Consider the following 11,062-nt stretch of genomic DNA (forward strand, 5'->3'; position numbering starts at 1 on the left):
CTCCCCGAGGAGACCGTTCATGAGTCTCGCGCTCTACCGCAAATACCGTCCTGGGACGTTTGCAGAGGTCAAAGGGCAGGAGCACGTCACCGAACCGCTCCGCCAGGCCCTCAGAAGCGGGCGCGTGAACCATGCCTACCTGTTCAGCGGCCCTCGTGGATGCGGCAAGACGTCGAGCGCGCGGATCCTCGCCCGGAGCCTCAACTGCGAACAGGGGCCGACTCCCGATCCGTGTGGCGTCTGCGAGTCGTGTGTCGCGCTGGCCCCGACCGGGCCCGGCCACCTCGACGTGATCGAGATCGACGCCGCCTCTCACGGTGGTGTCGACGACGCGCGTGACCTGCGCGAACGGGCTTTCTTCGCGCCCGTGTCGGCGCGGTTCAAGATTTACATCATCGACGAGGCGCACATGGTGACCCGCGAGGGGTTCAACGCGCTGCTGAAACTCGTCGAGGAGCCTCCGCCGCACCTGAAGTTCGTCTTCGCGACCACGGAGCCCGAGAAGGTCATCGGGACGATCAAGTCGCGCACCCACCACTACCCGTTCCGGCTGATGCCTCCGGCGACGCTGAAAGCGCTCATGGAGGAGATCCTCGCGTCGGAGTCGGTGCCCTACGAGCCCGCGGCCCTTCCACTGGTCGTCCGCGCCGGGGCCGGTTCGGCCCGGGACTCCCTGTCGATCCTCGACCAGCTCCTGGCCGGTGCCGACGAGAACGGGATCACCTACTCCCGCGCGGTGTCCCTTCTCGGATACACCGACGGCGACCTCCTCGACGAGATCGTCGGCGCCTTCGCGCGGCGTGACGGCGGGCAGGTGTTCCAGGCGGTCAACCGGGTGATCGAGGGCGGGCACGACCCTCGGCGCTTCGCGACCGACCTGCTGGAGCGGTTCCGCGACCTGGTGATCCTTGCCAACGTGCCGGAGGCGGCGGCCAACGGCCTGCTCGACCGGCCGGCCGACGAGCTGGAGCGCCTGCAAGGGCAGGCGGCCGCGATGGGGCCCGCGGAGCTGACGCGGGCGGGGGAGATCTTCAACGCGGGGCTGACGGAGATGCGCGGGGCGGCGTCGCCTCGGCTCCTTCTGGAGCTGATGTGCGCCCGCATCCTGCTGCCTGCGGCCGAGGGTGGCGAGGCGGCCATGCTCACCCGCTTGGAGCGGTTGGAGCGTGACGGAGCGCCTCGGGCCGGTGTCCAGGCTGCGTCTTATCCGGTGGCTCCGCAGGTGGGAGGCTACGCGGGCGGGCAGTCGGCGGCCCACGGCGGAGGCCTCGGCCAACCTGGCGTTTACCAGGCTCAGGTCCCGCAGCCTGGCATGGGCCACGGCCAGGTTCCGCAGCCTGGCATGAATCAGGGTCAGGTGCCGCAGCCTGGCATGGGCCACGGTCAGGCTCCGCAGCCGGGAATGTCTTCGGGGCAGGCTTCACAACACGGTGTTGATCATGGCCCGGCTTCCCACGGCCACGCCTCGCAGCCCGGCGCTCAGCAGGGCCAGCCTGAGGCGCACCCGGCGGCACAGAACGGCTCGGTGCAGCAGGCGGGCTCTCCTCAGGGCCAGGCCGGGCATGCCGAAAGCCGGCCGGGAGCCGGTGACTCGAAGGCCGCCGACGACTGGCCCGAGACCGTCAAACCCGGTTCGGGCGGACCGGTGCCCAAGCCCGCCGCTCCCCCGGCCGACGACTGGCCCGCCGCCGTCAAGCCCGGCTCCGGTGGCCGGCCCGCCGACGTCCCACCCGCCCAGCAGGCCGAAGCCGCTCACGCCCCTCAGGCCGCCGCCGGGGTGGGTGTGGTGGCCCAGATGTGGCCGCAGGTGCTTGAGGCGGTCAAGAACCGGCAGCGGGTCGCCTGGATGATCCTCAACGCCCAGGGCCGCCTGCTCGGGGCAGAGGGCAACGTGGTGACGGTCGGGTTCGAGAAGCCGGGCGACGTCCAGGGCTTCCTGAAGGGCAAGCGTGACGAGGTCGTCGCCGCCGCCCTCGGTGACGTGCTCGGGGGACGCTGGCGGGTCGACGTCGTGGTAGGCGGCACCGGAGGCGGCCAGGCCGCCCGGCCGAGTCAGCCGTCGCCACCCCCGGCCCCTCCGGTCCAGCCCGCACCGCCGGTGCAGCAGGCCCAGCCCGCGGCACCCCCGCCACCGCCCGCCCGTGAGGCCGCCCCGGCGCCCAGGCAGCCGGAGAAGACCGCCACCGACGAGTCGTGGCCCGACGCGCCCACCGACGAGTTCGAACGTCCGGCCCCGCAGGCGGACTACGAGGCCCCGCCGCCCCGGGCGTCCGCTCCTGCGGCGGCCCGGCAGGCGGCCGCCGCGCCCGCCCGGCAGGCCTGGCCGGACGCGGTGCCCTCGCGGGCGAAGAAGTCGGACGTGGACGACGTCGACCCGGACAACGACGCCGACGTGGACACCGACGGCCTCTCAGGCCTGGCCCTGCTCCAGAAGGAACTGGGCGGGCGGGTCATCCAGGAGATCGACCACTCTTAGCCGCTGATCCCCTGAACCACGTCCATCAGGTCGTCGCCGGTCAGGGGGTTCTCGGTGATGCGGACCGTCAGGGCGACCCCGGGTGAGTCGAGCCAGAAGGCCTCGGTCTCCGTCGCCAGGCCGGGGGTGCCGTCCTTCGAGAACTCCTTCAGGTCCCACGTCTCACGCTCGTCGTATTCGGTCAGGAACTCCCGCAGCGACGGCAGGTCGGTCAGGGCATCGCCGCGCAGCACGGCGACGCGGAGATCGGCCTGGTGGCCGTCGGGCGTCTCCCGTTCCCAGACGCGGGTCGCGAAGGTCACGTCTTCCCACTCGGACTCGAAATCGCTCACCGAGGGCCCGGCGGCCGCCGGGACGTGGGTGATCGCGAAGCCGTCGAGGGTGCCGCCGTCGCGGCCCGCCGAGCCGCCGGCGGGCGCCGACAGGACGAGGAGGCCGGCCATGAGGATCGTGCCGATCATCGAAGGTTCTCCCTAGCAGGAGTGGGTGAGGCGGACCGACGCAGCCGCGTGGCGGTGGTCCTCCGCCGGGACGATCGACATGATGCGCTCCAGGATCGCGACGTCGTCGTGGCCTCCGCTCGTCTGTGCATAACTCCAAAGGTGGGTCGCGTTGCCCTTGCCCAGGATCTCGGACCTCACGCGGGCTTCCAGTTCGTTCCTTTCGCGGCGGATTTCGAAGGACTCCGACCGGGGCAGCAGCGGGCCCTGGTAGCGGTTGACGACCGTGTCGAGGTCGCCTGTGGACAACGCCCGGCGGACCGTCAGGAGGTCGGCGTCGACCTCGCCGACCAGGCGATAGGGCTTCGCGGCCACGGCGCCGGGGAGCTGGGCGCGGAGCCGGTGGATCTCGGCGCGGATGGTCACGGGGTTGCCGTCGTCGCCGTACAGGAGGAAGGAGAGTTGCTCGGCGTTCAGGCCGCGCGGGTGGGTGGCCAGGAGGGTGAGGATCTCGGCGTGGCGCAGGGAGAGGGGCACACGCCGGCCGCTGTATTCGGCGAACGGGGCGCCGCCGAGGAGGGTCAGCGACAACCGGGGCAGGGTGCCGCGCCGGGGATTGACCAGGTAGGAGTCGCCGAGGAACTCGACGTCGCCCACGTGGCCGTCGGGGAGGACGACCCGGCCGCCCTCGGACGGGAGTGAAACACGTTCCCCCTGGAACCGTTCGCCGGCGATGACCCGGCCGCTGCACGAGACGAGCAGGCCCGAGCGGGCGGCGTGGCGGGTGCGGATGCGCTCGTCGCTCTCCCGCATCCGCAGCGCCAGATGGCTCTCGGCGAGCTGGGCGGCGGCGCCGACCAGGGCGACCGTGGCCGGGGGCAGGGATTTGGCGATGCCGCTGATGTCGACGCAGCCCAGCACCGCGCCGGTGTCGGGGTCGACGATCGGGGCGCCCACGCACGACCAGCCGTGGAGGACCTCGATGTGGTGTTGCTCACCGTAGACGCTGGTGGGGACGCCGGCCGCCAGGGCGGTGCCGATGCCGTTGGTGCCGACGACCGACTCCGCCCAGGCGAAACCGTCGGCCAGGCCGATGCCGTCTGCCTGGCGGAGGACCTGGCTGTGGCCGTCGCGCCAGAGGACGTTCCCGTCGGCGTCGGTGACCACCATGATGTGGGCCGCCTCGTCGGCGATCTGCAGCAGCGTGTGGCGCAGGAGGGGCACCAGTTCGCGCAGTGGATGGGCGGCGCGGGCGGTCGAGATGTCGGTGTGGTCGTAGACCAGTGGGGCCGCGCGGACGCCGGGGTCGACCCCCGCTGCGAGTGAACGGCGCCATGACGCCGAGATGATCGTGTCGCGAGATCTCACAGGCCCCAACCCTCTCGGATGCTGATCCACAATCTCCAGGAGTAACCGATTGATCGCAACCTGTATGCAACGTTCCGGTGACTACGTTTGGTTCCGCCACTCCGGGCCGCGGCCGACTCGGGGTGGAAAAGGCCGGGTCTCGGACGCTTGGAGGGGGGCCGGGACCCGGCCAGGGCCGCACCAATGAACACGCTCCGTGCTCCGGTGTCAGATGAGCGGCAAACACCGTAGGCTCGTCGGGACGAACTACGTCGCCGGTCGCTGAGGAGCGCACGATTGTGAACCCAGAAGTCAACCTGCAGCAGTTGCTGGAGCAGGCTCAGCTGATGCAGCAGCAGCTCGTCTCGGCGCAGCAGGAGCTCAACGACGCCGAGGTTCAGGGGAGCGCGGGCGGGGGCCTGGTTGTGGCGACCGTCAACGGCAGTGGCGAGCTGCTCGAACTGAAGATCAGCCCGAAGGTCATCGACTCCGGTGACGCCGCCGAGACGGCCGAGACCGTCGCCGATCTGGTCATCGCGGCCGTCCGTGACGCCGTCCGGGCCGCCGGCGAGCTCCAGCAGGAGAAGCTCGGCCCGCTGTCGCAAGGCCTCGGCCAGCTCCCAGGTTTCTGAATATGTACGAAGGCGTCGTCCAGAACCTGATCGACGAGCTGGGCCTGCTGCCCGGCGTCGGTCCCAAGAGCGCGCAGCGCATCGCTTTCCACCTGCTGTCGGCCGACCCGGCCGACGTGAAACGGCTGGCCCACGCCCTTCTCGAGGTCAAGGAGAAGGTGCGGTTCTGCCGCGTGTGCGGCAATGTGGCCTCCGAGGAGGAATGCCGGATCTGCCGCGACCAGCGTCGCGACCCCCACGTCATCTGCGTGGTCGAAGAGTCGAAAGACGTCGTGGCGATCGAGAAGACGCGCGAGTTCCGGGGGCGCTACCACGTGCTGGGGGGCGCGATCAGTCCCATCGACGGGGTCGGACCCGACGATCTCCGGGTGCGCGAGCTGATGGCCCGGCTCGCCGACGGCGAGGTGACCGAGCTCATCCTCGCCACCGATCCGAACCTCGAGGGCGAGGCCACGGCCACCTATCTGGCCCGGCTCGTCAAACCGATGGGTTTAAAGGTCACTCGGCTGGCCAGCGGTCTGCCCGTCGGCGGCGATTTGGAGTACGCCGACGAGGTCACCTTGGGCCGCGCTTTCGAAGGACGGAGACTGCTGGATGTTTGACGACGAGTGGAAGGACCTGGCCGACCGGGTCGCCGGGCACGCCCAGAACTACCTCGACGGCCTGACCCGGCTGGCGGGCGGCGAGGGCGGCAACGCCATCCTGCCGCTGCTGCTCGTGGAGGTCGCCCAGGTCAGCCTGGCCGGTTCCCAGCTCGCCGCCGTGCACGACGTGATCCTGCAGGGCAACGTCGAGCCGGCCCTCAGCGAAGATCCCGACATCGACCCGCTGCGGGTGGCGCTGGCGGCCCGGCTGGGCCCGGTCGACGACTACGCCGAGGTGTTCGACCCCTACAAGGACACCTCGGTGACCCCCTACCGGCTGTCCGACGACCTGACGGCGGTGGCGGCCGACCTGATCCACGGGCTGCGCCACTACAAGGCCGGCCGGCCCCTTGAGGCGATCTGGTGGTGGCAGTACTCCTACTTCAACACCTGGGGCAACCACGCCGGAGCGGCTCTGCGGGCCCTGCAGGCGCTGGTGGCCCACACGCGGCTCGACGTGGCCGAAGAGGTCACTGTGGTCTGAGGGTGTCCACATGCTGGGCTAACTCAGTTGGCCCTCAGAGGCCCGCAGTTAGACTGTGAGCTCCACGTCCTGATTCGTTCGGAGAGATCCAGTGGCGCTCGTTGTCCAGAAGTATGGTGGTTCGTCCGTCGCCGATGCCACGAGCATCAAGCGCGTCGCGCAGCGGATCGTCGCCACGAAAAAAGCGGGCAACGAGGTCGTGGTCGTCGTCTCCGCGATGGGCGACACGACCGACGAGCTCCTCGACCTCGCCCAGCAGGTGTCGCCGCTGCCTCCGGGCCGCGAGCTCGACATGCTGCTGACCTCCGGCGAGCGCATCTCGATGGCGCTGCTCGCGATGGCGATCGCCAACCTGGGTCAGGAGGCGCGCAGCTTCACCGGGTCGCAGGCCGGGGTGATCACCGACTCGATCCACGGCAAGGCGCGCATCATCGACGTGTCGCCCGGCCGGCTGCGCGACGCCCTCGACAAGGGCCACATCGCGATCGTGGCCGGGTTCCAGGGTGTCTCGCAGGACACGAAGGACATCACGACGCTCGGGCGCGGCGGTTCCGACACGACCGCCGTCGCCCTCGCCGCGGCCCTCGGGGCCGACGTGTGCGAGATCTACACCGACGTCGACGGCATCTTCACCGCCGACCCCCGGGTCGCCTCGAAGGCGCGCAAGATCCCCCGCATCTCGTACGAAGAGACCCTCGAGATGGCCGCGTGCGGCGCGAAGATCCTGCACCTGCGCTGCGTGGAATACGCGCGGAGGTTCAACCTCCCCATCCACGTCAGGAGCTCGTTCAGCACCAAGGAAGGCACCTGGGTCACCTCCGACCCCGCGACCGAAGGAACCGAAGTGGAGCAGCCCATCATCTCCGGCGTGGCACACGACCGGAGCGAGGCCAAGATCACCGTTGTCGGCGTGCCCGACAAGGTCGGAGAGGCTGCCGCCATCTTCCGCACGCTGGCCGACGCCGAGATCAACATCGACATGATCGTGCAGAACGTGTCGGCGGCGGCGACGGGCCGGACCGACATCTCCTTCACGCTGCCCACGAGCGACGCCCCCACGGCGCTCACGGCCCTGAAGAAGATGCAGGACCAGGTGGTCTTCGAGACGCTCCTGTTCGACGACCAGATCGGCAAGGTCTCGCTGATCGGCGCGGGCATGCGGTCCCACCCGGGCGTCACCGCCAAGTTCTTCGGCGCGCTCGCCGACGCGGGCGTCAACATCGGGATGATCTCCACCTCGGAGATCCGCATCTCGGTCATCGTCGACCAGGACCAGGTCGACGCGGCGGTCAACGCCGCACACTCGGCGTTCAATCTCGACGCCGACCAGGTTGAAGCTGTGGTTTACGGAGGAACCGGCCGATGAGCACCAAGCCCACCCTCGCCCTCGTCGGTGCGACCGGTGCCGTCGGCACCGTCATGCGCGAGATCATCTCCGGACGGGAGGACATTTACGGCGAGATCCGTCTCGTCGCCTCGGCCCGTTCGGCCGGCAAGGTCCTGCAGGTCCGCGGCGAAGACGTCGTCGTCCAGGCGCTGGCCCCCGAGGTGTTCGACGGCGTCGACATCGCGATCTTCGACGTGCCCGACGAGGTGTCGGCCACCTGGGTGCCGATCGCGGCCGAGCGCGGCGCGATCGTCATCGACAAGTCGGGCACCTTCCGGATGAACCCTCAGGTTCCGCTGGTGGTCCCCGAGGTCAACCCGGGCGACGCCGCCAACCGCCCGCTGGGCATCGTGTCGACCCCCAACTGCACCACCCTGTCGATGATGGCCGCCATGGGCGCCCTCCACGAGGAGTTCGGGCTCAAGGAGCTCGTCGTGGCGTCCTACCAGGCCGTCTCGGGCGCGGGGGTCGCCGGTTCGGCTCGTCTGTACGACGAGGTCGAGGCCCTGGCCGGTGACCGCACCGTCGGCACCACCGCCGGTGACGTGCGCAAGGTCCTGCAGAACAAGCTCGGTGACGGCGACGACACGTTCCCGGCGCCGGTCGCGTTCAACGTCGTGCCCTGGGCGGGCTCGCTCAAGGAAGACGGCTGGGCGTCCGAGGAGCTGAAGCTGCGCAACGAGTCGCGCAAGATCCTCGGCATCCCGACGCTGAAGGTCTCCGCCACCTGTGTACGCGTCCCCGTGATCACCACCCACTCGCTCGCGGTCCACGCGACCTTCGAGCGCGAGATCACCGTGGCCGACGCCCACCGCGTGCTGGAGGCGGCGCCAACCGTCGTGCTGGTCGACGACCCGGCCAACGGCGTCTACCCCATGCCGATCGACGTCGTGGGCACCGACCCGACCTACGTCGGCCGGGTGCGGCAGGCCCTCGACTTCCCCAACACGCTCGACCTGTTCGTGTGTGGCGACAACCTGCGCAAGGGCGCGGCCCTGAACGCGGCCGAGATCGCCGAGCTGATCGTCGCCACCGAATTCACCGCCTAGCGGAACAGGATGTCCCAGTGGTCGCTCTCCCGGGCGAACAGGTCCTGCTCGGGAGAGATGTAGAGCTGGGAGCCGTCACCGCGCTTGCCGTGCGGTTCGAGCCTGCGGGTGATGTAGCGGTCGAGGCAACGGTTGGGAGCCAGGTCGATCTTCCAGCCGTTGCCGTGGCTGTAGGTGCCCACGGCATGCCCGGTCTCGGTGCCGCCGGTCACGATCAGCCGGCAGCCCGACATGCGCTTCAGCTCGATCGTCTTCAGCAGGGTGCCGAGCCTGACGGTGTGCAGCGACGTACAGGTCGGGCGGTGCTTGTCGACGCAGTTGCCGGTGGAGCGCCAGCCGAGGCCCGCCTTCCGTATTCGGTTCATCGCGTAGTTGTGGTGGAGGCGGGTGTTCATCGCTCGGCGCCACGTCCAGTAGCGGACTTTCAGCCTTCCGGTACGGAACGCGGTGCGCACCCCCTGCGGCGCCTCGACGGGGCGGAAGGTCAGCTGCGGTCTGACGCGTTGGGTGTCGGCATCGGCCTTGGGGCCGGGGAGCGTGACCAAGGCGAGAACGGTCAACCCGGCGACACTCCAGCCGGTCGTGCGTTGGGTCATTCTACTTCCCCCATTACTCTCCGTAGCGCGGTGGGGGAGCTTGATCAATGGCTTAACTCCCACGCCCGGGGGTGAGCCACCCTCGGAGAGGCCGAGTGTTTGGGGTAACTCGGCCATCATCTGGTGGGTTCATGACCTGACGGGGGCTGGAGACGTACAGTGACCGATGTGCCCAGGTCGAGCAGGGATCTCATCGTGGAGACCGCACTGCGGCTTTTCCGCGAGCGCGGGTACGACGCCACGACAATGCGCGCGATCGCCGCTGAGGCGGGGGTCTCCGTCGGTAGCGCCTATTACTATTTCGCGTCCAAAGAGCAGCTGATCCAGGCCTATTACGACCAGGCCCAGTCGGCGCACGAGGCGGCCAGCCGGGAGATCCTGGCCAGGGAAAGGGCGTTCGCGCCCCGGCTGCACGGCGTGCTCAGCGCGTGGGTACGGGTTTCCGAGCCCTACCACGCGTTCGCGGTGAAATTCTTCAAGCACGCGGCCGAGCCCGACAATCCGCTGAGCCCGTTCAGCGCGGAATCGGCTCCAGCGCGCGATTCATCGGTGGCGCTCTATCGCGAGGTGGTCGAGGGCTGCGCCGACCGAATGGACTCCGAATTGCGCGCCGAACTGCCCGAACTCCTGTGGTTGTTGTCAATGGGAGTGGTGCTTTTCTGGGTGCACGACACCTCGCCCGGATGTGCCCGCACCTACCGGCTCATCGACCGGAGCGTGCCCTTGGTCGATCGTTTGGTCGCGCTTTCCTACCTGCCGGGTTTGCGTGGTGTGACACGAGATTTCATCGAGGTGGTCCGCGAATTGCGGGAATGATCTGATTACTCTCAGTCACATGGTCTGGGTCTTCGGGTTTGTGGCGATTGTCGTGGTGGCCCTGTTCGCCGTGCTGACGTGGTTGCGGCGCAGTGGCCGGTCCGACGAGGAGGGCGGCGCCGGGCCGATCGACTTCGCGGTGAACCTGGCTCTGGCGGTGTTTCTCGTGGTCGTGGCCTATGCCGTGGTGTTGTGCCGCGACGCCATCTCGGCCTCCGACGCCGACGTGAGGGCGGAGTCGGAGAGCCTGGTGGAGCTCTACTGGGCGGTGGCCCCGTTGCCGCAATCCGCTGAGGTGCGGGACCTGGTGCGGGCGTACACGACCCAGACCGTCGAACTCGACTGGCCGCGCATGCGGGAGGAGTCCCTCGACCCGCGGACCGGGGTGACACTCGACTCGCTGCGGACGGCGATGCTCAAACTGCCCGCGACCGATTCCGAACTGCGCGCGGAGGCCCTGGCGCGGGCGGCCGAGGTGTCCCACGCGCGGACGGTCCGGGCGGACAACGCGACGTCCGGGCTGGAATCGGTCTTCATGGTGTCGATGGTGGTGTCCGGGCTGCTGGTGATCGCCCTGCCGTGGGCCCTGCGCCGCCGGCCGACGGTGCCGTCGGTGATCGCCGACGTGGTGCGGGTCGCGACGGTGGTGACCGGGATCGTGGTGATTCATCTCATTTCGCACCCTTATGGGGTGGAGGGGGCAGTGGATCCTGGGCCTCTTAAGGAGGCCCAGGTCCGCTTCGACGAGATCGACCGTTTGCTGCCTAACGGCGGCGCCGCCTGAGCACCGCTCCGGCCGCGACGGCGATCACGGCCGTGAAGAGCACGACCACGACGGCCTGCCGATCGGTCGGTCGATGCGTGGTGGCCGCCTGAGCCATCCGCTTCCGCGCCCGCGCGATCGCACCGTCGGCCAGGGGGAGCGGGTTGATCTGCACTGGGGCGGGGGCTGGTGGTGCCTGGGCGGGGGGAACGGCTGGGGCGGCAGGTCCCTCGGCAGGGGCGGTTGCGGGAGCGGCACCGGGCTCGGCCGCAGGGCCGGCGGCGGGTTGAGCCGGAGGTTTTGCCGCGGGACCGGGCTGGGCAAGCGCGTTTGGATTGGTGGGCTGGCCGGGAGCAGGATTCGGCGCCGTGGCTTGGCCTTGGGGCGTTGGCGTCTGTGCTGGTGGCAGCATGATGGATGGGTTGTCC

At 69.6% G+C, this 11,062-nt stretch carries 12 protein-coding genes; 8 read left to right on the forward strand and 4 right to left on the reverse strand.

Features of this window, described 5'->3' with window-relative positions; all coding sequences use genetic code 11:
• Positions 1–19: 19 nt before the first annotated feature.
• Complete coding sequence (locus QSK34_RS14205; RefSeq protein ID WP_285584166.1) at positions 20–2,476, forward strand: DNA polymerase III subunit gamma and tau; 2,457 nt, start codon at positions 20–22, stop codon at positions 2,474–2,476.
• Here the strand turns inward: QSK34_RS14205 and QSK34_RS14210 are convergent.
• Positions 2,473–2,937 carry a hypothetical protein gene (locus QSK34_RS14210; protein ID WP_285584171.1) on the reverse strand — a complete coding sequence of 155 codons (465 nt, stop codon included), beginning with the start codon at positions 2,935–2,937 and terminating at the stop codon, positions 2,473–2,475. The two genes, QSK34_RS14205 and QSK34_RS14210, sit on opposite strands and share 4 nt — an antisense overlap.
• 12 nt (positions 2,938–2,949) lie before the next feature.
• The gene (locus tag QSK34_RS14215; protein ID WP_285584173.1) at positions 2,950–4,284 is read right to left on the reverse strand and encodes a helix-turn-helix domain-containing protein; all 1,335 of its coding nucleotides are present in this window, start codon (positions 4,282–4,284) and stop codon (positions 2,950–2,952) included.
• Positions 4,285–4,562: 278 nt separating this feature from the next.
• Here QSK34_RS14215 and QSK34_RS14220 point away from each other — a divergent pair, with 278 nt between their 5' ends.
• The 5 genes from QSK34_RS14220 to QSK34_RS14240 all read left to right on the forward strand — a co-directional run bounded on the left by QSK34_RS14220 (position 4,563) and on the right by QSK34_RS14240 (position 8,459).
• Positions 4,563–4,895, forward strand: coding sequence for a YbaB/EbfC family nucleoid-associated protein (locus QSK34_RS14220; RefSeq protein ID WP_030452662.1), 333 nt, complete (start codon positions 4,563–4,565; stop codon positions 4,893–4,895).
• A gap of 2 nt (positions 4,896–4,897) precedes the next feature.
• Complete coding sequence (recR, locus tag QSK34_RS14225) at positions 4,898–5,497, forward strand: recombination mediator RecR (RefSeq protein ID WP_161480715.1); 600 nt, start codon at positions 4,898–4,900, stop codon at positions 5,495–5,497.
• On the forward strand, positions 5,490–6,023 hold the full coding sequence (locus QSK34_RS14230; protein WP_161480716.1) for a DUF5063 domain-containing protein: 534 nt from the start codon (positions 5,490–5,492) through the stop codon (positions 6,021–6,023). The genes recR and QSK34_RS14230 overlap by 8 nt, the downstream gene beginning before the upstream one ends.
• Positions 6,024–6,114: 91 nt before the next feature.
• Complete coding sequence (locus tag QSK34_RS14235) at positions 6,115–7,389, forward strand: aspartate kinase (RefSeq protein WP_030452665.1); 1,275 nt, start codon at positions 6,115–6,117, stop codon at positions 7,387–7,389.
• Positions 7,386–8,459, forward strand: a complete 1,074-nt coding sequence (locus QSK34_RS14240) for an aspartate-semialdehyde dehydrogenase (RefSeq protein WP_285584188.1) — start codon at positions 7,386–7,388, stop codon at positions 8,457–8,459. Before QSK34_RS14235 ends, QSK34_RS14240 begins: the two co-directional genes overlap by 4 nt.
• On the opposite strand, the gene QSK34_RS14245 is transcribed toward QSK34_RS14240, so the two are convergent.
• Entirely contained in the window at positions 8,456–9,055 is a 600-nt protein-coding gene (locus tag QSK34_RS14245) for a hypothetical protein (protein WP_202610171.1), read from the reverse strand. The genes QSK34_RS14240 and QSK34_RS14245 overlap by 4 nt on opposite strands.
• Positions 9,056–9,250: 195 nt before the next feature.
• Between QSK34_RS14245 and QSK34_RS14250 the strand changes: the two genes are divergently transcribed.
• Both QSK34_RS14250 and QSK34_RS14255 read left to right on the forward strand, forming a co-directional pair.
• Positions 9,251–9,871, forward strand: a complete 621-nt coding sequence (locus QSK34_RS14250) for a TetR/AcrR family transcriptional regulator (RefSeq protein WP_285584192.1) — start codon at positions 9,251–9,253, stop codon at positions 9,869–9,871.
• A 19-nt stretch (positions 9,872–9,890) separates the two neighbouring features.
• Entirely contained in the window at positions 9,891–10,655 is a 765-nt protein-coding gene (locus QSK34_RS14255; RefSeq protein ID WP_285584194.1) for a bestrophin-like domain, read from the forward strand.
• On the opposite strand, the gene QSK34_RS14260 is transcribed toward QSK34_RS14255, so the two are convergent.
• A complete protein-coding gene (locus QSK34_RS14260) occupies positions 10,636–10,809 on the reverse strand; it encodes a hypothetical protein (RefSeq protein WP_285584195.1) in 174 nt (57 codons plus the stop codon). The genes QSK34_RS14255 and QSK34_RS14260 overlap by 20 nt on opposite strands.
• Between the last annotated feature and the right edge of the window lie 253 nt (positions 10,810–11,062).

The organism is Herbidospora sp. NBRC 101105, assembly GCF_030269205.1.
Taxonomy (GTDB): Bacteria; Actinomycetota; Actinomycetes; order Streptosporangiales; family Streptosporangiaceae; genus Herbidospora; species Herbidospora solisilvae.